The organism is Streptomyces nymphaeiformis, from assembly GCF_014203895.1.
GTDB lineage: Bacteria > Actinomycetota > Actinomycetes > Streptomycetales > Streptomycetaceae > Streptomyces > Streptomyces nymphaeiformis.
Genome location: NZ_JACHJY010000010.1, coordinates 309,135 through 332,122 on the forward strand (window position 1 = coordinate 309,135; position 22,988 = coordinate 332,122).

Below are 22,988 nucleotides of genomic sequence, written 5' to 3' on the forward strand. Positions count from 1 at the left end.
AACCCCCTGCCCCGAAACGGTGATACCCGGACTGTTTGCGTCGTACGCGGACCGGTCACAACACAAGGGACGGGGAAGGAAGACGACATGGCGCTCGCCCAGCCCGAGTCGGGAGGGCTGCCGCCCCAGCGGGTGGCACCGACGCGCGGCTCACTCGCCACCACCGCCTGCATGGAGACCCTTCAGGTGGGATACCTGCACGCCGTCGCCGCCGCGGCCGGCTGCTCGCTGTCCCAGCCCTTTCCGGACAACGGCATCGACTGGCACGTGAGCCACAGCGCTCCCGGGCACACCGTCGACGACGAAGTGACCATCAAGGTGCAGCTCAAGTGCACCTATCAGATACCGCCGCGCCCGCCGGGCAGCACGTTCTCGTTCACCCTCGACAACGACCACCTGGTGAAACTCGCCCGGACACCGGTGTCCGTGCACAAGATCCTGGTCGTGATGCTCGTCCCGAGGTCGCCCGAGGACTGGCTGAGAGCGAGCCACGACCGGCTCGACCTGCGGCACTGCTGCTACTGGACCAACCTGGCCGGACACCCGGTCACGGGACGGCGCCGGACCACCGTGCGCATCCCGACGACGCGGATCTTCGACGACCGGGCGCTCTGCGAGATCATGACCCGGGTCGGCGTGGGAGGGAGACCTTGATGCACCGACCGATCGACGAACGCGGGTTCGGGGACGAGGGGGACGGGGCCGGGCGCGGCCCCGTCCCCCCGCCCTACCGGCCCCATCCGGCGCCCGGCGAGACCCCGGGACCCTGGACCGGCATCCCCGCCCCGCCCATCGGGCCCTGGGCCGACACCCAGGGCGCACCCGACCCGGGCAGGGTCGACCCGCGGGTCCTCGGCGCGCTCCTCGCCCGGCACGGCTGGCGGCGGCGCGGCGGTGCCGTCGGCCGCTACAGCCGCTGGACCCCGCCCGGCAGCGGCACCGGCACGAGCCTCCTCGTCCCGGAGAGCCGCGCCTTCCCCGACTGCGAGGACCTGCTCGGCGAGGCGCTCACCGCCCTCGCCCGCAGCGCCACGCCCTCCGCCCGCGAGGTCCTCACCGGCCTCTCCGTGCCCAGCGACGAGATCCGCTGGTGGCGGGACGTGCCCCCGGGCCCGGCCGGCACCGTCCCCTGGACCGTGCAGGAGCAGCTCAGATCCGCCGCCCGCCAGCTCCTCCTCGCCGGCGCCCTCGCCGTGCGCGGCCGGGCCGGCTACCACGGGGCCCGGCACCGCAGGGCCGCCCAGGCCTCCCTGGAGACCGTCGTCGTCGGCGCGGCGCCCGGCGGCCGCGGCCTGACCGCCTTCCTGCCCGTCGAACCGGGCCGCCCGATCGCCGTCCGGCTCTACCACGCGCTGTACGCGGCCCGCGAGGCCGTCGACTACCAGCGGGCCACCGGCGGCATGGAGGCCTTCGACGCCGCCGTCGAGGCGGGCGTCAGCCGCGAGCTCACGGAGGCGCTCGTCGCCCTCGTCCGGGGCACCGAGGGCGCCCGCGTCGCCCTGGAGTGGGCGCCGGCCGCCGGCGCGCCCGAGGGGTGCGCGGCCCGGCCCGAACCGGTCGAGTTCTCGCCCGGGGACCTGCCCGCGCTGCGGGAGGCGAGCGCCCGCTACCTGACCGACGAGCCCTCCGTGCCGGTCCGGCTCACCGGCGCCGTCGTCCGCATGCGCCGCTCCGGGCCGCGCGGCGAGGGGATCGTCCGGCTCCGGGTGCTCGGCGGCGCGGAGGTCCCGCACGTCCGGGTCGCCCTCGACGAGGAGGCGTACCGCACGGCCGGCCACGCCCACCTCGTCGGCCTCCCGATCAGGGTCGTGGGCCGGCTGGAGAGCCGCGGCGGCTTCCGTCGCCTGACCGACGCCTCCGGGGTCGTCCCCGTCCAGGTCGACGAGACGGAACGGGACCGGCTGCTCAAGTCCCTCCACGAGAACCTCGACTTCTTCGAGGAGGCGTGCGGGCCGGACGAAGAGGAGTGAGGGCGCGCCGCCCGCGTGCCGGGGAAACCCTTTCGCGGGCGGCGCCGACCGCTCGGTAAGATCGGTGACGACGCGGCACCTCGTCTCTGCCGCGCGTCGCCGGCGCCGGCACCTCGTGTCTGCCTGCGCCCTTATGTATGGAGTACCCGTGTCTGATGTCCGTGTGACCGTCCAGTCCGCCTCGGAGGCAGAGGAGAGGGCGGTGAGCGCGGGCACCACCGCCGGCGCCCTGTTCGCCGACGACCGCACCGTCATCGCCGCCCGCGTGGGCGGCGAGCTGAAGGACCTGTCGTACGAGCTCCGCGACGGCGATGTCGTCGAGGGCGTCGAGATCTCCTCCCCGGACGGTCTCGACATCCTCCGCCACTCGACCGCGCACGTCATGGCCCAGGCCGTGCAGGAGCTCTTCCCCGAGGCCAAGCTGGGCATCGGCCCGCCGGTCCGGGACGGCTTCTACTACGACTTCGACGTCGAGAAGCCCTTCACTCCCGAGGACCTCAAGGTCATCGAGAAGAAGATGCAGGAGATCCAGAAGCGCGGCCAGCGCTTCGCCCGCCGCGTGGTGACCGACGAGGCCGCCCGCGAGGAGCTGGCGGACGAGCCGTACAAGCTGGAGCTCATCGGCATCAAGGGTTCCGCGTCGACCGACGACGGCGCGAACGTCGAGGTGGGCGGCGGCGAGCTGACCATCTACGACAACCTCGACGCCAAGACCGGCGAGCTGTGCTGGAAGGACCTCTGCCGTGGTCCGCACCTGCCCACCACCCGGAACATCCCGGCGTTCAAGCTGATGCGCAACGCGGCCGCCTACTGGCGCGGCAGCGAGAAGAACCCGATGCTCCAGCGCATCTACGGCACCGCCTGGCCGTCGAAGGACGAGCTGAAGGCGCACCTCGACTTCCTCGCCGAGGCCGAGAAGCGCGACCACCGCAAGCTGGGCAACGAGCTCGACCTCTTCTCCGTCCCGGACGAGATCGGCTCCGGCCTCGCGGTCTTCCACCCCAAGGGCGGCATCATCCGCCGGGTCATGGAGGACTACTCGCGCAAGCGCCACGAGGAGGAGGGCTACGAGTTCGTCTACTCGCCGCACGCCACCAAGGGCAAGCTGTTCGAGAAGTCCGGCCACCTGGACTGGTACGCCGAGGGCATGTACCCCCCCATGCAGCTCGACGAGGGCGTGGACTACTACCTCAAGCCCATGAACTGCCCGATGCACAACCTGATCTTCGACGCGCGCGGGCGCTCCTACCGTGAGCTGCCGCTGCGCCTGTTCGAGTTCGGCACCGTGTACCGGTACGAGAAGTCGGGCGTCGTCCACGGCCTGACCCGCGCCCGTGGCTTCACCCAGGACGACGCGCACATCTACTGCACCCGCGAGCAGATGGCGGAGGAGCTCGACAAGACCCTCACCTTCGTCCTGAACCTGCTCCGCGACTACGGTCTGAACGACTTCTACCTGGAGCTGTCGACCAAGGACCCGGAGAAGTTCGTCGGCTCCGACGAGGTGTGGGAGGAGGCCACCGCGGTCCTCCAGCAGGTCGCCGAGAAGCAGGGCCTCCCGCTGACCCCCGACCCGGGCGGCGCCGCGTTCTACGGCCCGAAGATCTCGGTGCAGGCGCGGGACGCCATCGGCCGCACCTGGCAGATGTCGACCGTCCAGCTCGACTTCAACCTGCCGGAGCGCTTCGACCTGGAGTACACCGCGCCGGACGGCACCAAGCAGCGCCCGGTCATGATCCACCGCGCGCTGTTCGGCTCGATCGAGCGGTTCTTCGCCGTGCTCCTGGAGCACTACGCGGGCGCGATGCCGCCGTGGCTGGCCCCGGTCCAGGCGACCGGCATCCCGATCGGTGACGCGCACGTCGACTACCTGCACGAGTTCGCCGCGAAGGCGAAGAAGCAGGGCCTGCGGGTGGAGGTCGACTCCTCCTCGGACCGGATGCAGAAGAAGATCCGGAACGCGCAGAAGCAGAAGGTCCCGTTCATGATCATCGCGGGTGACGAGGACATGGCCGCCGGCGCCGTCTCCTTCCGCTACCGCGACGGTTCGCAGGAGAACGGCATCCCCGTCGACGAGGCGATCGCCAAGCTCGCCAAGGTCGTCGAGGACCGCGTCCAGGTCTGATGGCCTGAGCCTTCAGGAGGCCCCCGGGGAATCCCCCGGGGGCCTCTTCCCGTCCTCCTTCTCGTCGTCCCGGGTGAACGCCTGGATCAGCCAGGACGAGAAGGAACCCGTCACCGCGCCGAGCAGGGCCAGGCCGACCCCCATCATGCCCACCGCCGTGAGGCGTCCCATCGGCGTCACCGGGGTCACGTCCCCGTACCCCACCGTCGCCAGCGTCGCGCACGCCCACCACACCGAGTCCCCGAAGGTGCGGATCGTCGCGCCCGGGGCGGTGTACTCGAAGTGGTAGACGGTCAGTGCTCCCGCGAAGCCGAGCAGGCTCGCCGTCAACCCCGCGTACGCCATGACCCGGGCGTAGAGCGTGAGCCGGGGCTGGTCGCGGCGGCGCTGCACCCGGTCGTAGACGCTCACGATCCGCAACGGGCGCAGCAGCGGCAGGATCACCACCACCGTGTCGAGGAAGTGGTGGCGCACGAAGCGGAGCAGACCGAGACCGCTCAGCCTGACGCGTACGGCATAGTCCACGATGAAGACCGCCCAGGCCGCGTACGTCAGCGCGAGGCACAGGTCGCGCAGGGAGCCCGCCAGGTCGTGGCCGAGGATCCGCACCGCGTAGGCGGCGAGATAGACCAGGGCCATCACCGTCAGCGGGGTCTCCATCCAGCTGTCCCAGCGCTCCTGCGCGGGCTGGACGGGGGGCCTGTCTCTCATCGGATCAGCATGGCCCGTGCATGGATCTTCCGCCCCGGCGACACGTTCCGAACGGGCGACGCAATATGCTGCTGAGCATGACGACTGAGCCGGAGCAGCAGATCGGAGTGGGGACGCAGGACGCGTTCCAGCGCCTGTGGACGCCTCACCGGATGGCGTACATCCAGGGCGAGAACAAGCCGACCGGGCCGGGGTCCGAGGACGGCTGTCCGTTCTGCGTGATTCCGTCGAAGTCGGACGAGGACGGTCTGGTGATCGCCCGCGGCCAGGGTGTGTACGCGGTGCTCAACCTCTACCCGTACAACGGCGGTCACCTGATGGTCGTCCCGTACCGGCACGTCGCCGACTACACCGACCTCGACGAGGCGGAGACGGTCGAGCTCGCCGCCTTCACCAAGCGGGCGATGGTCGCGCTGCGGGCGGCGTCCGGGGCGCACGGCTTCAACATCGGCATGAACCAGGGCGCCGTCGCGGGCGCCGGCATCGCCGCGCACCTGCACCAGCACGTGGTGCCCCGCTGGGGCGGGGACACCAACTTCATGCCGGTCGTCGGGCACACCAAGGTGCTGCCGCAGCTGCTCGCCGACACCCGGAAGATGCTGGCCGACGCCTGGCCGGCCACGCTCTGACCGGCTGACGCGTCCGTGGGAGACCCGGGTCAGGCGTCGTAGACGTCGGCCTTCTTGGGGCCCGGGTCCTGGACGCCGCCGCTGAGGACGAGCGAGCGGTTGGTGAAGCGCTCCGTGTCCACGTTGTGCTCGTCGAGCACCTTTATGGTCGCGGCGTGGACGGCGCGGAGCACCGGCGTCGCCATGCGGATGGCGTCGTCGGCCATGAAGCGGTTCTTCCAGGGCGGCCCGGCCCAGACGTGCCGCAGACCGAACGGCTCGGGCAGCGTCATCTTGCCGCCGAGGAAGTCCAGGACCGGCGGGTACCAGGTGAGCGGGGCGCGCACCGCGAGCCGGACGATGTCGTTGGTTCCGAGGAGGGGCTGCTGGATCTCCTTGGTCTCCCAGAAGCGGACGGTCTTGGAGACCTCCTTGGTCTTCGCCTTCGGCTTCGTGGTGAAGAGGCCGTGGACGGGACCGAGCGCGTGACCGGTGACCTCGATCCGCAGGGTGTCGTGGAGCGAGGTGACGGTGACCATCATCGTGAGGACCAGGTTGCCGTCGTAGAGGGTGAACTGGACGCCGAGGTAGTAGCGGTTGCCCGAGTCGAACTGCTGCTCGTTGCAGATGCGCTGTATCTCGTGCGGCTTGACCTGGTAGTGGACGATGTTGTCGCTCTCGGGGCGGCTGACCTCGTCCGCGCCCTCGCCGACCGAGGAGACGATCCAGTGCTTGACGGTCGGCTTGGGGAAGCCGGTCTTGAGCGCGCCGCGATCGAGCAGCGTCAGCTCGTCGTGGATCTTGCGGGCGATGTCCCAGGCGCGGAACGCGTGCATCTCCCGGCCGGGCACCGGGACGAGGTTCTCGGCGAGCGACCAGCTGCCCCAGCGGGGGCCCAGGCCGAGGACGCCCTTGCCCCCGGCGTAGAAGACGATGTTGGACTGCTGCTCCGCCGAGAGCTTCTCCAGATTGAGCCGGAGCGCCTCCGCCGACTTCTCGCCCGGGTCCTGGGGGACGGACTTGGGGACGTGGGGGCCGACGCCGCCGCCGCCGAGCAGGCCCGACCAGCGCTCGCGCAGGTCGATGGCGGCGCTCAGGCAGATCCGGCCCGCGAGGTACCAGCCGACGACCGGGGCGACGACCATCGCGCGCAGGTAGTTCGGCAGGATCCCGTCGAAGGGCAGCTTGATCAGGACGAGCACCGCGAAGATCCCGGCGACCCACAGGAGGCCGGTGCCGATGGCGCTGTGGCGCTTGTTGTCGGCGCCGGCGATGAGACGGCGGAGCTGGATGACGCCGAGCCAGAGCAGCAGGCCGGGCAGGAAGAGGACGCCGCAGAAGAAGGTGACCAGGGTCAGCTTGATGTCGCGCTGCCGGCGCAGGTGGGTGGCGGCCAGGCAGTGCTCGACGACCGGCTGCGGCTCGGCCCCGAAGGACTGGATCAGGGCCTTGCGGGCGCCGCCGAGCATCCGGACCTGGACCGCGCGGGAGAAGGCCTCGCCGAGGTCGGGGCTGAACAGCCCCCACTTCCCCTCCTTGACCGTGGTCTTGTAGAGGTCGTTGTCGGCTTCCTGGATCGTCTTCAGGGGACTGTCCCGGTACGCGGCGGACGCGAGCGCGTTCGTCGCGCCCGTACCGCCTCCCGAGCCCTGGAGGGGGATCTGAGCCCCCGGTCCGAAACCGTCGATCGCCACTGCCGCCCCCATCGCGCGCGAGTACCTGTGCGGGCTGTTCCCAACTGCCGTGCCCCGCACACCTTCTGAGCTGGGCACCACAGCGTAACCGGGTACGGCCGGATGCGTCACGGCCTGTGGATGTCGTCGGCCGAATGACGTCCGCCCGGCAGCCGCCGGGCGGACGTGGCCCCTTGTCACTCCGTCAACTAGGAGCCCTTTTCGGCCTGTTCGCGGAGCTTCTCCGCCAGGTGCGGCGGCATCGGCTCGTGCCGGGCGTACGTGCGGTCGAACCGGCCCGTGCCGTGCGAGATCGCCCGCAGGTCGATCGCGTACCGCCCGATCTCGATCTCCGGAACCTCGGCCCTGACCACGGTCCGGCCGGGACCGGCCTGGTCGGTGCCGACGACCCGGCCGCGCCGCCCCGACAGGTCGCTCATGACCGGGCCGACGTACTCGTCGGGGACGAGGACCTCGACCTGGGCGACCGGTTCGAGGAGGTGGACGGGCACGTCGGCGGCCGCCTCGCGCAGCGCGAGCGCCCCGGCGGTCTGGAAGGCGGCGTCGGAGGAGTCCACCGAGTGGGCCTTGCCGTCCCGCAGCGTGACCCGGATGTCGACCAGCGGATGGCCGGTGGAGAGCCCGCGCGCCGCCTGCGCCCGTACGCCCTTCTCGACGGACGGGACGAACTGCCGCGGGACGGCCCCGCCGACCACCTTGTCGACGAACTCGATGCCGCTGCCCGGCGGCAGCGGCTCCACGTCGATCTCGCAGATGGCGTACTGTCCGTGGCCGCCGGACTGCTTGACGTGCCGGCCCCGGCCCGAGGAGGCGTCCCCGAAGGTCTCGCGCAGCGCCACCTTGTACGGCACGGCGTCGACCTGCACGCCGTACCGGCCGCGCAGCCGGTCCAGGGCGACCTCCTGATGGGCCTCGCCCAGGCACCACAGCACCACCTGCCGGGTGTCCGGGTTCTGTTCGAGCCGCAGCGTCGGGTCCTCGGCGACGAGCCGGGCGAGTCCCTGCGAGAGCCGGTCCTCGTCGGCCTTGCCGTGGGCCTGGACGGCCAGCGGCAGCAGCGGCTCCGGCATCGTCCACGGCTCCATCAGGAGCGGATCGTCCTTGGCGGAGACGGTGTCGCCGGTCTCCGCGTGGCCGAGCCGGGCGACACAGGCGAGGTCCCCGGCGATGCACTCCGCGAGCGGGCGCTGCTGCCTGCCGAACGGGGAGGTGAGCCCGCCGACCCGCTCGTCCGCCTCGTGCAGCTCATGGCCGTCGCGGGACCCGTCCAGGCCGTGGCCGGAGACGTGCACGGTCTCGTCGGGGCGCAGGGTGCCGGAGAAGACCCGGACCAGGGAGATCCGGCCCACGTAGGGGTCGGCGGCCGTCTTGACGACCTCGGCGACCAGCGGCCCTTCCGGATCGCAGGCGAGCGGGGGCCGGGAGCGGCCGTCGGGAGTGGTCACGGTGGGCGCCTCGTGCTCCAGGGGGGAGGGGAAGCCGCCGGTGATCAGTTCCAGGAGTTCGAGGGTGCCGAGCCCCTGTGTCCCGCCGTCGGCGGCGGGGGCGGCCGCGAGCACCGGATGGAAGGTGCCCCGGGCGACGGCCTTCTCCAGGTCGTCGACGAGGGTCTTCACGTCGACCTCCTCGCCGCCGAGATACCGGTCCATCAGGGTCTCGTCCTCGCTCTCGGCGATGATCCCCTCGATGAGCCGGGCGCGGGCCTCCGCGATGAGCGCCCGCTGCCCCTCGTCCGGCTCGTTCTCCCGGCGCACCCCGGACGAGTAGTCGAAGATCCGCTCCGAGAGCAGGCCGACCAGGCCGGTCGCGGGCGCGTGCCCGTCGGCGCCCTCGGAGCCGCGCACCGGCAGGTAGAGGGGGAGGACGGCGTCGGGGTCGTCCCGGCCGAAGAGCCCGGCGCAGACGGCGGTGAGCTCGGTGAAGTCGGTGCGGGCCGTGTCGAGGTGGGTGACGACGATGGCGCGGGGCATGCCGACGGCGGCGCACTCCTCCCAGATCATGCGGGTGGAGCCCGCGACGGCGTCGGCCTCCTGGGCGGCCGAGACGACGAAGAGGGCCGCGTCCGCCGCGCGCAGACCGGCCCGCAGCTCCCCGACGAAGTCGGCGTACCCGGGGGTGTCGAGGAGATTGATCTTGAATCCGTCCCAGCCGACCGGGACGAGGGAGAGCTGTACGGAACGCTGCTGGCGGTGCTCGATCTCGTCGTAGTCGGAGACGGTGCCGCCGTCCTCGACCCGCCCGGCCCGGTTCACCGCTCCCGCGGTCTGCGCCAGGGCCTCGACGAGGGTCGTCTTGCCCGATCCGCTGTGGCCGACCAGCACCACGTTCCGCACGGCCGAGGGCCGGTCGGCCGTAGGAGCCCTGCCGGCGGCTCCGGTGGGGGTCTTCGCCTTGTCACCCATGATGTGTTCCTCCCGACTGCTCGCACGGTGCGGCGGGACGCGGGCGCGGGGGAGTGGTGTGTCGCGGTACGGCTCCTGCGGTGCCCGCGGTGGTCCTTCGAGCTTTGCACCGACGCCAGGAAGCGTCCATACGTCGTACACGCGGCACCCCCCACAGAGACCGTCGGAGGGACGCCGGAGGGACGCCGACGCGACGGGGCGGGTGCCCGCCGGTGCGCCGGGACGCGCGTGGATACGATGGGCGAGCCGGTGGTCGTAGGGGCCGCGCGGCCCACCGAACCTCGGGAAGGCCATGCTGAACAAGTACGCGCGTGCCTTTTTCACGCGTGTCCTCACACCGTTCGCCGCGTTTCTGCTCCGCCGGGGCGTCAGCCCCGACGCGGTCACGCTCATCGGCACGGCGGGGGTGATGGCCGGTGCGCTGGTCTTCTTCCCCCGCGGAGAATTCTTCTGGGGCACGATCGTCATCACCCTGTTCGTCTTCTCCGACCTCGTCGACGGCAACATGGCCCGGCAGGCGGGGATCTCCAGCCGCTGGGGAGCCTTCCTCGACTCGACGCTCGACCGGGTCGCCGACGGCGCGATCTTCGGCGGCTTCGCGCTCTGGTACGCCGGCACGGGCGACGACAACATCCTGTGCGCCGTGGCGATCTTCTGCCTGGCCAGCGGCCAGGTCGTCTCGTACACCAAGGCCCGGGGCGAATCGATCGGCCTGCCCGTCGCCGTGAACGGCCTCGTCGAGCGCGCCGAGCGCCTGGTGATCTCCCTGGTCGCCGCGGGCCTCGCGGGGCTCCACAAGTTCGGCGTGCCCGGCGTCGAGGTGCTCCTGCCGATCGCCCTGTGGATCGTGGCCGTCGGCAGCGCCGTCACCCTGGGCCAGCGGGTCGTGACCGTGCGCCGGGAGTCGGCCGAGGCGGACGCCGCCACGGCCGGGGGCGGCGGGGCGGCCTCGTGAGCACCTTCAAGGAACGGCTGAGCGACGGTCTGTACGGCGCCGGCTGGGCGACCGTGAAGAAGCTGCCGGAGTCGGTGGCGACGGGCCTCGGCCGGCGGATCGCGGACATCGCCTGGAAGCGGCGCGGCAAGAGCGTCCTGCGGCTCGAGTCCAACCTCGCGCGCGTGGTGCCGGACGCCACGCCCGAGCGGCTCGCCGAGCTGTCGCAGGCCGGCATGCGCTCGTACATGCGGTACTGGATGGAGTCCTTCCGGCTGCCGACCTGGACCAAGGAGCGGGTCGAGCGGTCCATCGACATCAAGGACCGCCACTATCTGGAGGACGGCCTCGCCTCCGGGCGCGGCGTCATCCTCGCGCTGCCGCACCTGGCCAACTGGGACCTCGCGGGCGTGTGGGTGACCCGCTCGGTCGGCGTGCCCTTCACGACGGTCGCGGAACGGCTCAAGCCCGAGTCGCTGTACGACCGGTTCGTCGCCTACCGCGAGTCCCTCGGCATGGAGGTCCTGCCCCACACCGGCGGCTCCGCCTTCGGCACCCTCGCCCGGCGGCTGCGGGCCGGCGGCCTCGTCTGCCTGGTCGCCGACCGCGACCTGTCGGCCTCCGGCACCGAGGTCACCTTCTTCGGGGACACCGCGCGGATGCCGGCCGGACCGGCGATCCTCGCCCAGCAGACCGGCGCGCTGCTGCTGCCGGTGACCCTCTGGTACGACGACTCGGCGGTCATGAAGGGCCAGATCCACCCGCCCGTCGACGTGCCCGAGTCAGGTACGCGGGCCGAGAAGACGTCCGTCATGACACAGGCGCTCGCCGACGCGTTCGCCGCGGGCATCGCGGACCACCCGGAGGACTGGCACATGCTGCAACGACTGTGGCTCTCGGACCTGGAAGAGCGGGAGGAGCCGACCGCGTGAAGATCGGGATCGTCTGCCCGTACTCCTGGGACGTGCCGGGCGGCGTCCAGTTCCACATCCGCGACCTCGCCGAGCACCTCATCCGGCTCGGCCACGAGGTCTCCGTCCTCGCCCCCGCCGACGACGAGACCCCGCTGCCGCCGTACGTCGTCTCCGCGGGGCGCGCCGTGCCCGTGTCGTACAACGGCTCGGTGGCCCGGCTCAGCTTCGGCTTCCTCTCCGCCGCGCGGGTCCGCCGCTGGCTGCACGACGGCACCTTCGACGTCGTCCACATCCACGAGCCGGCCTCGCCCTCCCTGGGGCTGCTCACCTGCTGGGCGGCGCAGGGGCCGATCGTGGCCACCTTCCACACCTCGAACCCCCGCTCGCGGGCCATGATCGCCGCGTACCCGATCCTCCAGCCCGCCCTGGAGAAGATCAGCGCCCGCATCGCGGTGAGCGAGTACGCGCGCCGGACGCTGGTGGAGCACCTCGGCGGCGACGCCGTCGTCATCCCGAACGGCGTCGACGTCGACTTCTTCGCCCGCGCCGAACCGAAGAAGGAGTGGCAGGGCGAGACACTCGGCTTCATCGGCCGCATCGACGAGCCGCGCAAGGGCCTGCCCGTCCTCATGCGGGCCCTCCCGAAGATCCTCACCGAGCGGCCCGGCGCCCGGCTCCTCGTCGCCGGGCGCGGCGACGAGGAGGAGGCCGTGGCCTCGCTGCCGGCCGCGATGCGCTCCCGGGTGGAGTTCCTCGGCATGGTCAGCGACGAGGACAAGGCGCGGCTGCTGCGCAGCGTCGACGTGTACGTGGCGCCCAACACCGGCGGCGAGAGCTTCGGCATCATCCTCGTCGAGGCGCTGTCGGCCGGCGCGCCGGTCCTCGCCTCCGACCTGGACGCCTTCGCGCAGGTCCTCGACCAGGGCGCCGCGGGCGAACTCTTCGCCAACGAGGACGCGGACGCGCTCGCGGACGCGGCGATCGCACTCCTCGGCGACGCGACGCGCCGCTCCGAACTGAGCACCAGGGGCTCGGCGCACGTACGCCGCTTCGACTGGTCGACGGTCGGCGCGGACATCCTGGCGGTGTACGAGACGGTGACGGACGGGGCGGCGTCGGTCGACACGGACGAACGCCCGCTGGGGCTGCGGGCGCGGCTGGGCTTGTAGGGCCGGGGCGGTGCCCCCGTCCACCCCCGTGTGGGCAATCGTCCCGCAGGGCGAGGGGGGACCCCCTTCGCCCCGGCGGAACGCATGCCCACAACGGGGCGGGGCAAGGTGTTCGGATGGAAACGATCACGCGGCTCGACCTCGGGCACATCACCCGCCCCGCACACGAATGGAACGGCCCCCACGCCCGCGTGGAGCCCGTTCTCGGGTATCTCGTGCGGCACGCGGGCGTGAGGGTGCTGTTCGACACCGGCCTGGGGACGGGGTCCCCGGAGACCGACGCCCATTACCGGCCCGTCCGGCACCCCCTGGACGTCGGCCCCGACGACGTCGACCTCGTCGTCAACTGCCACCTGCACTTCGACCACATCGGCGGCAACCAGCGCTTCCCCGACACCCCCGTCCTCGTCCAGAGCAAGGAGTTCGCCGTCGCCCGCGCCGGCGGGTACACGATCGACTCGCTCCTGCCCGGCGTCCGCTACGAGGAGCTCGACGGCGAGCACGAGATCGCTCCGGGCCTGCTGATCGTGCCGACGCCCGGCCACACCGAGGGTCACCAGTCGCTCGTCGTCGACCACGGCGACCGGATCACGGTCCTCGCCGGTCAGGCGTACGACTTCGCCCACGAGTTCGGCAGCCCGTACCTCCCCTGGCTCGACCGGCTCGGCGAGCTCGCCGCAGGCCGTCCCGCACGTGTCCTGTTCGCCCATGACCACGACCTTTGGGAAGGTGTGCTGCCGCCGCCCCGGTAGCCTGTGCGCCCGTGACCGAAACCCTGATCTGGACCGTCGTCGCGCTGATCCTCATCGGCGTCTATCTGAGCTGGACCGCCGGACGGCTCGACCGCCTGCACATGCGCATCGACGCCGCCCGCGCCGCCCTGGACGCACAGCTGCTGCGCCGGGCCTCGGTCACCCAGGAGCTCGCCACCTCCGGCGTCCTCGACCCGGCCGCCTCGATCGTGCTGTACGAGGCCGCGCACGCCGCCCGGCAGGCGGAGGAGGACCATCGGGAGGTCGCCGAGAGCGAGCTGAGCCAGGCGCTGCGGGCCGTCTTCGGAGAGCCCGAGCAGGTGGAGCTCGTACGGCAGGCGCCCGGCGGCGAGGAGGCCGCGGGGGAGCTGGCCGCGGCCGTCCGCCGGGTGCCGATGGCCCGCCGCTTCCACAACGACGCCGTCCGGGCCGCCCGCGCCCTGCGCCGCCACCGCAAGGTCCGCTGGTTCCGGCTCGCGGGCCACGCGCCGTTCCCGCTGGCCTTCGAAATGGACGACGAGCCGCCGGTGGCCCTTGCCGATCGTCCGGCCTGACCCTCGTAGCCTGGGAAAACGATCCACCGGGTCCACATTGGCCCTTGATGTGGACCGAGGGTGGACTGTTTCCTCTTCTTGTCGTCAACCCCTGTTGTCACGAGTGAGGTATCCGTGTCCACCACGCCTTCCACCACCTTCCAGTCCCCCGAGACCGGCACCGCGCGCGTGAAGCGCGGCATGGCCGAGCAGCTCAAGGGCGGCGTGATCATGGACGTGGTCAACGCCGAGCAGGCGAAGATCGCCGAGGACGCCGGCGCCGTGGCCGTCATGGCCCTGGAGCGGGTCCCCGCGGACATCCGCAAGGACGGCGGCGTGGCCCGCATGTCCGACCCGAACATGATCGAGGAGATCATCGGCGCGGTCTCCATCCCGGTCATGGCCAAGTCCCGCATCGGCCACTTCGTCGAGGCCCAGGTCCTCCAGTCCCTCGGCGTCGACTACATCGACGAGTCCGAGGTCCTGACCCCGGCCGACGAGATCAACCACTCCGACAAGTGGGCCTTCACGACCCCCTTCGTCTGTGGCGCCACCAACCTGGGCGAGGCCCTGCGCCGCATCGCCGAGGGCGCGGCCATGATCCGCTCCAAGGGCGAGGCCGGCACCGGCAACGTCGTCGAGGCCGTCCGCCACCTGCGCCAGATCAAGAACGAGATCGCCAAGCTGCGCGGCTTCGACAACAACGAGCTGTTCGCCGCCGCCAAGGAGCTGCGCGCCCCGTACGAGCTCGTCAAGGAGGTCGCCGAGCTCGGCAAGCTGCCGGTCGTGCTGTTCTCCGCCGGTGGCGTCGCCACCCCCGCCGACGCCGCGCTCATGCGCCAGCTCGGCGCCGAGGGCGTCTTCGTCGGCTCCGGCATCTTCAAGTCGGGCGACCCGGCCAAGCGTGCCGCCGCCATCGTGAAGGCCACCACCTTCTACGACGACCCGAAGGTCATCGCGGACGCCTCCCGCAACCTGGGCGAGGCCATGGTCGGCATCAACTGCGACACCCTCCCCGAGTCCGAGCGCTACGCGAACCGGGGCTGGTAAGCACCCATGAGCACGCCCGTAATCGGTGTCCTGGCCCTCCAGGGCGACGTACGGGAGCACCTGATCGCCCTGGCCGCGGCTGACGCCGTGGCCAGGCCGGTCCGGCGTCCCGAGGAGCTCGCCGAGGTCGACGGCCTGGTCATACCCGGTGGCGAGTCCACCACCATCTCCAAGCTGGCCGCCCTCTTCGGCCTGATGGAGCCGCTGCGCGAGCGCATCGCCGCCGGCATGCCCGTGTACGGCACCTGCGCCGGCCTGATCATGCTCGCCGACAAGATCCTCGACCCGCGCTCGGGCCAGGAGACCTTCGGCGGCATCGACATGATCGTCCGCCGCAACGCCTTCGGGCGGCAGAACGAGTCCTTCGAGGCCGGCGTCACGGTCGCGGGAATAGACACCCCCGTCGAGGGCGTCTTCATCCGTGCCCCGTGGGTCGAGTCCGTCGGCGCCCAGGTCGAGGTGCTCGCCGAGCACGAGGGCCACATCGTCGCCGTCCGGCAGGGCCGGGCCCTCGCGACCTCCTTCCACCCCGAGCTCACCGGCGATCACCGGATCCACGAGCTGTTCGTGGACATGGTGCGCGCCGAACGGTGACCCGATCCCGGTAGGATCTCTGGGGTTCGTTCAAGAAGTTGGTTACGCGAAGGAGACAGGCAGATGTCCGGCCACTCTAAATGGGCTACGACGAAGCACAAGAAGGCCGTGATCGACGCCAAGCGCGGCAAGCTCTTCGCGAAGCTGATCAAGAACATCGAGGTCGCGGCGCGCACCGGTGGCGCCGACCTGGACGGCAACCCGACGCTGTTCGACGCCGTCCAGAAGGCGAAGAAGCAGTCCGTCCCGAACAAGAACATCGACTCCGCGCTCAAGCGCGGTGCGGGTCTTGAGGCCGGTGGCGCCGACTACGAGACGATCATGTACGAGGGCTACGGCCCGAACGGTGTCGCGGTGCTCATCGAGTGCCTCACCGACAACCGCAACCGTGCCGCCTCCGACGTGCGCGTCGCCATGACCCGCAACGGCGGCTCCATGGCCGACCCGGGCTCGGTCTCGTACCTGTTCAACCGCAAGGGCGTCATCGTGCTCCCCAAGGGCGAGCTGTCCGAGGACGACGTCCTGGAGTCGGTGCTCGAGGCCGGCGCCGAGGAGGTCAACGACCTCGGTGAGTCCTTCGAGATCATCAGCGAGGCCACCGACCTGGTCGCGGTCCGTACCGCCCTCCAGGAGGCCGGCATCGACTACGACTCGGCCGAGTCCAGCTTCGTCCCGACCATGCAGGTCGAGCTCGACGAGGAGGGCGCGCGCAAGATCTTCAAGCTGATCGACGCCCTGGAGGACAGCGACGACGTGCAGAACGTCTTCGCCAACTTCGACGTCAGCGACGAGGTCATGGAGAAGGTCGACGCCTGATCGCGGTCTTCACGAGCAGCGGGCCGACGGGACACACCCCGTCGGCCCGCTGCGTTGTCAGTGCCTGCCGATAGCCTGCAGGAACAGACTTGCGAGCAGGGAGGACGGAGTGCGCGTACTCGGAGTGGACCCCGGACTGACCCGGTGCGGCGTCGGCGTGGTCGAGGGCGTCGCCGGACGGCCCCTGACCATGCTCGGGGTCGGCGTCGTGCGCACGGCGGCCGACGACGACATCGGCGTGCGCCTGGTCGGCATCGAGCGCGGCATAGAGGAGTGGCTCGACCGCTTCTCGCCCGAACTCGTCGCCGTGGAGCGGGTGTTCAGCCAGCACAACGTGCGTACGGTGATGGGCACGGCCCAGGCCAGCGCCGTCGCCATGCTCTGTGCGTCCCGGCGCGGCATCCCCGTCGCCCTGCACACCCCCAGCGAGGTCAAGGCCGCCGTCACCGGCAGCGGTCGTGCCGACAAGGCGCAGGTCGGGGCCATGGTGACCCGGCTCCTTCGGCTCTCCGCCCCGCCCAAGCCGGCCGACGCGGCCGACGCCCTCGCCCTCGCCATCTGCCACATCTGGCGGGCCCCCGCCCAGAACCGTCTGCAGCAGGCCGTCGCCGCTCAGAACCGTCTGCAGCAGGCCGTCGCCCTGCACGCCACGAAAGGCCGCACGTCATGATCGCCTTCGTCAGCGGCCCCGTCGCCGCCCTCGCCCCCACGACCGCCGTCGTCGAGGTCGGGGGAGTGGGCATGGCCGTCCAGTGCACCCCGACCACCATCGCCGGCCTGCGCGTCGGAGAGCACGCCCGGCTCGCCACCTCCCTCGTCGTCCGTGAGGACTCCCTCACCCTGTACGGCTTCGCCGACGACGACGAGCGTCAGGTCTTCGAGCTCCTCCAGACCGCCAGCGGCGTCGGCCCCCGCCTCGCCCAGGCCATGCTCGGGGTGCACAGCCCCGACGCGCTGCGCCTCGCCTTCTCCACCGGCGACGAGAGGGCCCTCACCGCCGTCCCCGGCATCGGTAAGAAGGGCGCCCAGAAGCTCCTCCTCGAGCTGAAGGACAAGCTCGGCGCCCCGCTGGGCAGCAGCGGCCTCGTCGGTGCCCAGCGCGCCGCCGCCACCGGCCCCGCCCCCTGGACCGAGCAGCTCTCGGCCGCCCTCATCGGCCTCGGCTACGCGAGCCGCGAGGCCGAGGAGGCCGTCGGCGCCGTCACCCCGCAGGCCGAGGCCGCGATCGCCGCCGGCGGCTCGGCCCCGGTCCCGCAGCTGCTGCGGGCGGCGCTGCAGACCCTGAACCGCGCACGCTGACGGCGAACCGCCGCGCCCCCGCACCACACACCACCACCGAGAAGGCAGACCACGTGAACTGGGACGACGAGACGGACACCGGCGCGGAGCGCATCGTCGGGTCCTCCGCCGAGGGTGACGACCAGGCCGTCGAGGCGGCCCTGCGCCCCAAGGACCTCAGCGAGTTCGTCGGCCAGGAGAAGGTCCGCCAGCAGCTCGACCTGGTCCTCAAGGCCGCCCGCCAGCGCGGTGCCACCGCCGACCACGTGCTGCTCTCCGGGGCCCCCGGCCTCGGCAAGACCACCCTCTCGATGATCATCGCCGCCGAGATGAACGCACCGATCCGCATCACCTCGGGTCCCGCCATCCAGCACGCCGGCGACCTCGCCGCGATCCTCTCCTCCCTCCAGGAGGGCGAGATCCTCTTCCTCGACGAGATCCACCGCATGTCCCGGCCCGCCGAGGAGATGCTCTACATGGCGATGGAGGACTTCCGCGTCGACGTCATCGTCGGCAAGGGCCCCGGCGCCACCGCCATCCCGCTCGAACTCCCGCCCTTCACCCTGGTCGGCGCCACCACCCGGGCCGGACTCCTGCCGCCCCCGCTGCGCGACCGCTTCGGCTTCACCGCCCACATGGAGTTCTACGACCCGGGCGAGCTCCAGCGCGTCATCCACCGCTCCGCCGGACTCCTCGACGTCGAGATCGACCCCGACGGCGCCGCCGAGATCGCCGGCCGCTCCCGCGGCACGCCCCGCATCGCCAACCGCCTGCTGCGCCGGGTCCGCGACTACGCCCAGGTCAGGGCCGACGGAGTGATCACCAGGGAGATCTCCGAGGCGGCCCTCAGCGTGTACGAGGTGGACGGCCGCGGCCTCGACCGGCTCGACCGCGCGGTCCTGGAGGCCCTGCTCAAGCTCTTCGGCGGCGGACCCGTCGGCCTTTCGACCCTCGCGGTCGCCGTCGGGGAGGAGCGCGAGACCGTCGAGGAGGTCGCCGAGCCCTTCCTCGTACGCGAAGGACTGCTGGCCCGTACGCCCCGTGGCCGGGTCGCCACTCCGGCGGCATGGACGCACCTCGGACTGGTTCCACCGCAGGCAGCGGGCCCGGGCGCCGCAGGGTACGGCACGGGAACGGGACAACAGGGGCTCTTCGGGGCGTGACGGTGCGGACACTCGCCCGGACCGGAACCAGGGTGCGATGCTGGACGTTGTTCCATCGATGCGGACTCGCCTAGACTCCGCCGTTGCCGCCCTTTCTGGTCGGCGCGCCCACCCCCGAAGATCAGGCCGCGGGTTCTCCGCGACCGTGCGAAGGAAACCCGTCCCGTGAGCATCGTGACCCTCCTCCCCTTCATCGTCCTCATCGGGGCCATGTTCCTGATGACCCGCTCTGCCAAGAAGAAGCAGCAGGCGGCGGCGCAGATGCGCAACGAGATGCAGCCCGGCACCGGCGTACGGACGATCGGGGGGATGTACGCCACCGTCAAGGAGATCGGCGACGAGACCGTTCTCCTCGAGGTCGCCCCGGGCGTGCACGCGGTCTACGCGAAGAACGCGATCGGCGCGGTCCTCGAGGACTCCGAGTACAACCGGATCGTCCACGGTGACGACGAGGCGTCGGGCACCGACACCGTCGTCCCGGACGACGCCTCCTCGCTGACCGAGGCCGCCGAGGCCAAGGACAAGGACGCGGAGACCGTCGAGGACGCGCCGAAGGCCGACCTGACGAAGAAGTCGGACGCGGCCGAGGCCGCCGCCGAGGGTCAGCAGGACGGCAAGGCCGACGGCGAGGCCGACGCGAAGTAGTCGCGGCCGGGGACCGCGCGCACGCCCACCGGCGAGCGCGGTCCCCGGAACGGTTCCACGTCTGCGGGGGCAGGTCCCCACACACACTTCGTGGCCGTCTCACGCATACCCGGCGTGAGGCGGTTGGACAGGGAGATACGACAGGTGGCAGCACCGAAGAAGGGCCGAGGGCCGGCGGGGGGACAGAGCCGTCCGGGCCGCGCCCTGGCACTCATTCTGATCGCCATGGTCGCGCTCACCGGCGGGATGTTCTGGTCGGGGCACACCACCCCGCGCCTCGGCATCGACCTCGCCGGCGGTACGTCGATCACGCTCAAGGCGAAGGCCGAACCCGGCCAGGAGTCGGCGGTCAACGAGACCAACATGAACACGGCGGTCGGCATCATCGAGCGCCGTGTCAACGGTCTGGGTGTGTCCGAGGCCGAGGTCCAGACGCAGGGCGCCGAGAACATCGTCGTCAACATCCCTCGCGGGACGAACGAGAAGCAGGCCCGCGAGCAGGTCGGCACCACCGCCCAGCTCTACTTCCGGCCCGTTCTCGCCGTGACGAGCGGCGCACCGGCGGCGACGCCGAGCGCCGGTACCTCCGGCTCGCCCACGCCGAAGCCGTCGTCCTCCGCCTCCGGCGCGACCGCGGGTGAGAAGTCGGCCACCCCGACGGCCACCGCCTCCACGCAGGGCCGTGCGCTCACCGAGGCCCTCAAGGCCCCGAGCCCGACGCCCACCGCGAGCTCCTCGGCGAAGCCGAAGGCCACCGGGACCCCGCAGGCGACCCCGAAGCCCGACCCCGCCACCGCTGCGCTGCAGCAGAAGTTCACCGCCCTGAACTGCCTCGACCCCAAGCAGCGCGCCGCCGCCGGCCAGGGCGTCAAGGCGACCGAGCCCACCGTGGCCTGCGGCGAGGACAGCCCGGGCGTCTGGTCGAAGTACCTGCTCGGTCCGGCCGAGGTCAACGGCAAGGACGTCGACGACGCCAAGGGCGTCCTCGACCCGCAGCGCGGCATGTGGATCGTCACCATGAACTTCACGGACGCCGGTTCGAAGAAGTTCCAGGCGATCACCAGCAAGCTGTCGCAGCAGACCGACCCGCAGAACCGGTTCGCGATCGTCCTGGACGGCGACGTCGTCTCGGCGCCCTCCGTCCGTCAGACGCTCAGCGCCAGCGCGGAGATCTCCGGCAACTTCAACCAGCAGTCCGCGCAGGACCTCGGCAACATCCTGTCGTACGGCGCCCTGCCGCTGACGTTCCAGACCCAGAGCGTCGACACCGTCACCGCCGCGCTCGGCGGTGACCAGCTTCAGGCCGGTCTCATCGCCGGTGCCATCGGCCTCGCCCTGGTCATCATCTACCTGGTCGTCTACTACCGCGGCCTGTCGCTGATCGCCATCCTGAGCCTCGCCGTCTCGGCGCTGCTCACCTACGTGCTCATGGCCCTGCTCGGCCCGGCCATCGGATTCGCGCTGAACCTGCCGGCCGTCTGCGGCGCCATCGTCGCCATCGGCATCACCGCGGACTCGTTCATCGTCTACTTCGAGCGCATCCGCGACGAGCTCCGCGAGGGCCGCACGCTCCGCCCGGCCGTCGAGCGCGCCTGGCCGCGCGCCCGCCGCACCATCCTGGTCTCCGACTTCGTGTCGTTCCTGGCCGCGGCCGTGCTGTTCATCGTCACCGTCGGCAAGGTCCAGGGCTTCGCGTTCACGCTCGGCCTGACCACCCTGCTCGACATCGTCGTGGTGTTCCTCTTCACCAAGCCGGTCATGACGCTGCTCGCCCGGACCAAGTTCTTCGGCAACGGCCACAAGTGGTCCGGTCTGGACCCGAAGCGACTCGGCGCGAAGCCGCCGCTGCGCCGCACCCGCCGTGCCCACGCCCCCGTCGACGCGAAGGAGGCGTGAGATGTCGAAGCTCGGCGATCTCGGCGCCCGGCTCCACCGCGGTGAGGTCGGTTACGACTTCATCGGCAACCGCAAGATCTGGTATGGCCTGTCCATCCTGATCACCATCACCGCCATCGTCGCCCTGGCCGTCCGCGGCCTCAACATGGGCATCGAGTTCCAGGGCGGCGCCGTCTTCACCACCCCGAAGACGGACGTCTCCGTCAGCCAGGCCAAGGACTACGCGGAAGAGGCCTCCGGCCACGACGCGATCGTCCAGGAGCTCGGCAGCGGCAAGCTCCGCATCCAGGTCGGCGGCCTCGACACCGCCAAGTCCGACCAGGTCCGCGCTGAGCTCGCCAAGGACCTGAACGTCCCCGAGGACAAGATCGCGGCCGAGCTCGTCGGCCCGAGCTGGGGCGAGCAGATCGCCACCAAGGCCTGGACCGGCCTCGGGGTCTTCATGATCCTCGTGGTGATCTACCTGGCCATCGCCTTCGAGTGGAGAATGGCGGTCGCGGCACTCGTCGCCCTCATCCACGACCTCACGATCACGGTGGGCATCTACTCCCTGGTCGGCTTCGAGGTCACCGTCGGTACGGTCATCGGTCTGCTGACGATCCTCGGCTACTCGCTGTACGACACCGTCGTCGTCTTCGACTCCCTCAAGGAGCAGACGAAGGACATCACCAAGCAGACCCGCTACACCTACAGCGAGCTGGCCAACCGCTCGATCAACGGCACCCTGGTCCGTTCGATCAACACCACCGTCGTCGCGCTGCTGCCGGTCGCCGGCCTGCTCTTCATCGGTGGCGGCGTCCTCGGCGCCGGCATGCTCAACGACATCTCGCTGTCGCTGTTCGTGGGTCTCGCCGCCGGCGCGTACTCCTCGATCTTCATCGCCACCCCGCTCGTGGCGGACCTCAAGGAGCGCGAGCCGTCGATCAAGGCGCTCAAGAAGCGCATCCTGGCCAAGCGCGCCAGCGCCGCCGCCAAGGGCGAGCCGCTGGACGCGGCGGACGACCTGTCCGCCGAGGCCGCCGTCGTGGGCCCCCGGGCGGGCCGTCGCGGCTCCCAGGAGCGCCGAGGATGACCGCCGAGGCCCAGGACGTCACCGCACTCCTGCTCAGCCGCATCCGTGACGTCCCCGACTACCCGAAGCCGGGCGTGCTGTTCAAGGACATCACGCCGCTGCTCGCGGACCCGGACGCGTTCACGGCCCTGACCGACTCCCTCGCCGAGCTGTGCTCCGCGCACGGCGCGACGAAGATCGTCGGTCTGGAGGCCCGCGGCTTCATCCTGGCCGCCCCGGTGGCCGTCCGCGCGGGCCTGGGCTTCATCCCGGTCCGCAAGGCCGGCAAGCTCCCCGGAGCCACGCTCCGCCAGGCGTACGAGCTGGAGTACGGCACCGCCGAGATCGAGGTGCACGCCGAGGACCTGGCCGCGGGCGACCGCGTCATGGTCATCGACGACGTCCTCGCCACCGGCGGCACGGCCGAGGCCTCCATCGAGCTGATCCGCCGCGCGGGCGCCGAGGTCGCGGGCGTCGCCGTCCTCATGGAGCTCGGCTTCCTCCCGGGCCGCGCCCGGCTCGAGCCGGCCCTGGGGGGAGCCCCGCTCACGGCGCTGATCACGGTCTGACATCGGGGTCCACCCCGATCGGGGCGCTCCGGGGAATCCCCGGGGCGCCCCTCCGCGTTCTCCCCTACGTCCCCGGAGCCCGGGGCGATGCCCCTCCGGGAGCCGTCCGAAACA

The 22,988-nt window shown here is 71.4% G+C and carries 22 protein-coding genes; 19 read left to right on the forward strand and 3 right to left on the reverse strand.

Features of this window, described 5'->3' with window-relative positions; translation table 11 throughout:
- The first annotated feature begins 87 nt into the window (after positions 1-87).
- From GGE06_RS32510 to thrS, 3 genes are all read left to right on the forward strand, one after another.
- Positions 88-654 (forward strand): DUF4365 domain-containing protein, encoded by a 567-nt coding sequence (locus tag GGE06_RS32510; RefSeq protein ID WP_116161975.1) that lies wholly within the window; start codon positions 88-90, stop codon positions 652-654.
- Positions 654-1,970 (forward strand): serine/threonine-protein kinase, encoded by a 1,317-nt coding sequence (locus GGE06_RS32515; RefSeq protein ID WP_184932483.1) that lies wholly within the window; start codon positions 654-656, stop codon positions 1,968-1,970. Before GGE06_RS32510 ends, GGE06_RS32515 begins: the two co-directional genes overlap by 1 nt.
- 148 nt (positions 1,971-2,118) lie before the next feature.
- Positions 2,119-4,095 (forward strand): threonine--tRNA ligase, encoded by a 1,977-nt coding sequence (thrS, locus tag GGE06_RS32520; protein WP_116161977.1) that lies wholly within the window; start codon positions 2,119-2,121, stop codon positions 4,093-4,095.
- A gap of 12 nt (positions 4,096-4,107) precedes the next feature.
- On the opposite strand, the gene GGE06_RS32525 is transcribed toward thrS, so the two are convergent.
- Entirely contained in the window at positions 4,108-4,806 is a 699-nt protein-coding gene (locus GGE06_RS32525; protein ID WP_116161978.1) for a potassium channel family protein, read from the reverse strand.
- 65 nt (positions 4,807-4,871) lie between these two features.
- On the opposite strand from GGE06_RS32525, the gene GGE06_RS32530 reads away from it, so the two are divergent.
- On the forward strand, positions 4,872-5,435 hold the full coding sequence (locus tag GGE06_RS32530; RefSeq protein WP_030692008.1) for an HIT family protein: 564 nt from the start codon (positions 4,872-4,874) through the stop codon (positions 5,433-5,435).
- A gap of 29 nt (positions 5,436-5,464) precedes the next feature.
- On the opposite strand, the gene GGE06_RS32535 is transcribed toward GGE06_RS32530, so the two are convergent.
- Positions 5,465-7,120: an AbeC-like domain-containing protein gene (locus GGE06_RS32535; protein ID WP_181924682.1), complete on the reverse strand. Its 1,656-nt coding sequence runs from the start codon at positions 7,118-7,120 to the stop codon at positions 5,465-5,467.
- 176 nt (positions 7,121-7,296) lie between these two features.
- On the reverse strand, positions 7,297-9,510 hold the full coding sequence (locus GGE06_RS32540; protein ID WP_116161980.1) for an elongation factor G-like protein EF-G2: 2,214 nt from the start codon (positions 9,508-9,510) through the stop codon (positions 7,297-7,299).
- Positions 9,511-9,802: 292 nt separating this feature from the next.
- Between GGE06_RS32540 and pgsA the strand changes: the two genes are divergently transcribed.
- From pgsA to GGE06_RS32615, 15 genes are all read left to right on the forward strand, one after another.
- Entirely contained in the window at positions 9,803-10,465 is a 663-nt protein-coding gene (pgsA, locus tag GGE06_RS32545; protein WP_116161981.1) for a phosphatidylinositol phosphate synthase, read from the forward strand.
- Positions 10,462-11,376: a phosphatidylinositol mannoside acyltransferase gene (locus tag GGE06_RS32550; protein WP_184932484.1), complete on the forward strand. Its 915-nt coding sequence runs from the start codon at positions 10,462-10,464 to the stop codon at positions 11,374-11,376. Before pgsA ends, GGE06_RS32550 begins: the two co-directional genes overlap by 4 nt.
- A complete protein-coding gene (locus tag GGE06_RS32555; protein ID WP_184932485.1) occupies positions 11,373-12,527 on the forward strand; it encodes a glycosyltransferase family 4 protein in 1,155 nt (384 codons plus the stop codon). The genes GGE06_RS32550 and GGE06_RS32555 overlap by 4 nt, the downstream gene beginning before the upstream one ends.
- 116 nt (positions 12,528-12,643) lie before the next feature.
- Entirely contained in the window at positions 12,644-13,279 is a 636-nt protein-coding gene (locus tag GGE06_RS32560) for an MBL fold metallo-hydrolase (RefSeq protein ID WP_184932487.1), read from the forward strand.
- A gap of 11 nt (positions 13,280-13,290) precedes the next feature.
- A complete protein-coding gene (locus tag GGE06_RS32565; RefSeq protein ID WP_184932489.1) occupies positions 13,291-13,833 on the forward strand; it encodes a hypothetical protein in 543 nt (180 codons plus the stop codon).
- A gap of 114 nt (positions 13,834-13,947) precedes the next feature.
- Positions 13,948-14,862 (forward strand): pyridoxal 5'-phosphate synthase lyase subunit PdxS, encoded by a 915-nt coding sequence (pdxS, locus tag GGE06_RS32570; RefSeq protein ID WP_184932491.1) that lies wholly within the window; start codon positions 13,948-13,950, stop codon positions 14,860-14,862.
- A gap of 6 nt (positions 14,863-14,868) precedes the next feature.
- Positions 14,869-15,456: a pyridoxal 5'-phosphate synthase glutaminase subunit PdxT gene (gene pdxT / locus GGE06_RS32575; RefSeq protein ID WP_116161987.1), complete on the forward strand. Its 588-nt coding sequence runs from the start codon at positions 14,869-14,871 to the stop codon at positions 15,454-15,456.
- Between the two features lie 63 nt (positions 15,457-15,519).
- Positions 15,520-16,272, forward strand: coding sequence for a YebC/PmpR family DNA-binding transcriptional regulator (locus tag GGE06_RS32580; RefSeq protein ID WP_055602342.1), 753 nt, complete (start codon positions 15,520-15,522; stop codon positions 16,270-16,272).
- A 109-nt stretch (positions 16,273-16,381) separates the two neighbouring features.
- Positions 16,382-16,942 carry a crossover junction endodeoxyribonuclease RuvC gene (gene ruvC / locus GGE06_RS32585; protein ID WP_184932492.1) on the forward strand — a complete coding sequence of 187 codons (561 nt, stop codon included), beginning with the start codon at positions 16,382-16,384 and terminating at the stop codon, positions 16,940-16,942.
- Positions 16,939-17,571, forward strand: a complete 633-nt coding sequence (ruvA, locus tag GGE06_RS32590; protein WP_116161989.1) for a Holliday junction branch migration protein RuvA — start codon at positions 16,939-16,941, stop codon at positions 17,569-17,571. Before ruvC ends, ruvA begins: the two co-directional genes overlap by 4 nt.
- Before the next feature lie 53 nt (positions 17,572-17,624).
- Entirely contained in the window at positions 17,625-18,713 is a 1,089-nt protein-coding gene (ruvB, locus tag GGE06_RS32595; RefSeq protein ID WP_116161990.1) for a Holliday junction branch migration DNA helicase RuvB, read from the forward strand.
- 165 nt (positions 18,714-18,878) lie between these two features.
- Positions 18,879-19,358 carry a preprotein translocase subunit YajC gene (gene yajC, locus GGE06_RS32600; RefSeq protein ID WP_116161991.1) on the forward strand — a complete coding sequence of 160 codons (480 nt, stop codon included), beginning with the start codon at positions 18,879-18,881 and terminating at the stop codon, positions 19,356-19,358.
- Positions 19,359-19,502: 144 nt separating this feature from the next.
- A complete protein-coding gene (gene secD, locus GGE06_RS32605) occupies positions 19,503-21,254 on the forward strand; it encodes a protein translocase subunit SecD (RefSeq protein ID WP_116161992.1) in 1,752 nt (583 codons plus the stop codon).
- Position 21,255: 1 nt separating this feature from the next.
- Entirely contained in the window at positions 21,256-22,326 is a 1,071-nt protein-coding gene (gene secF, locus GGE06_RS32610) for a protein translocase subunit SecF (protein ID WP_116161993.1), read from the forward strand.
- Positions 22,323-22,874, forward strand: a complete 552-nt coding sequence (locus GGE06_RS32615; RefSeq protein ID WP_116161994.1) for an adenine phosphoribosyltransferase — start codon at positions 22,323-22,325, stop codon at positions 22,872-22,874. Before secF ends, GGE06_RS32615 begins: the two co-directional genes overlap by 4 nt.
- The last annotated feature ends 114 nt before the right edge of the window (positions 22,875-22,988 follow it).

Excerpts from the sequence above, each read along its gene's own strand:
- pdxT (WP_116161987.1), top strand. The coding sequence starts at position 14,869 with ATGAGCACGCCCGTAATCGGTGTCCTGGCCCTCCAGGGCGACGTACGG.
- GGE06_RS32560 (WP_184932487.1), top strand. The coding sequence starts at position 12,644 with ATGGAAACGATCACGCGGCTCGACCTCGGGCACATCACCCGCCCCGCA.
- pgsA (WP_116161981.1), top strand. The coding sequence starts at position 9,803 with ATGCTGAACAAGTACGCGCGTGCCTTTTTCACGCGTGTCCTCACACCG.
- GGE06_RS32530 (WP_030692008.1), top strand. The coding sequence starts at position 4,872 with ATGCTGCTGAGCATGACGACTGAGCCGGAGCAGCAGATCGGAGTGGGG.
- GGE06_RS32580 (WP_055602342.1), top strand. The coding sequence starts at position 15,520 with ATGTCCGGCCACTCTAAATGGGCTACGACGAAGCACAAGAAGGCCGTG.
- ruvA (WP_116161989.1), top strand. The coding sequence starts at position 16,939 with ATGATCGCCTTCGTCAGCGGCCCCGTCGCCGCCCTCGCCCCCACGACC.
- GGE06_RS32510 (WP_116161975.1), top strand. The coding sequence starts at position 88 with ATGGCGCTCGCCCAGCCCGAGTCGGGAGGGCTGCCGCCCCAGCGGGTG.
- GGE06_RS32535 (WP_181924682.1), bottom strand. The coding sequence starts at position 7,120 with ATGGGGGCGGCAGTGGCGATCGACGGTTTCGGACCGGGGGCTCAGATC.
- GGE06_RS32615 (WP_116161994.1), top strand. The coding sequence starts at position 22,323 with ATGACCGCCGAGGCCCAGGACGTCACCGCACTCCTGCTCAGCCGCATC.
- GGE06_RS32525 (WP_116161978.1), bottom strand. The coding sequence starts at position 4,806 with ATGAGAGACAGGCCCCCCGTCCAGCCCGCGCAGGAGCGCTGGGACAGC.
- GGE06_RS32540 (WP_116161980.1), bottom strand. The coding sequence starts at position 9,510 with ATGGGTGACAAGGCGAAGACCCCCACCGGAGCCGCCGGCAGGGCTCCT.
- GGE06_RS32515 (WP_184932483.1), top strand. The coding sequence starts at position 654 with ATGCACCGACCGATCGACGAACGCGGGTTCGGGGACGAGGGGGACGGG.
- secF (WP_116161993.1), top strand. The coding sequence starts at position 21,256 with ATGTCGAAGCTCGGCGATCTCGGCGCCCGGCTCCACCGCGGTGAGGTC.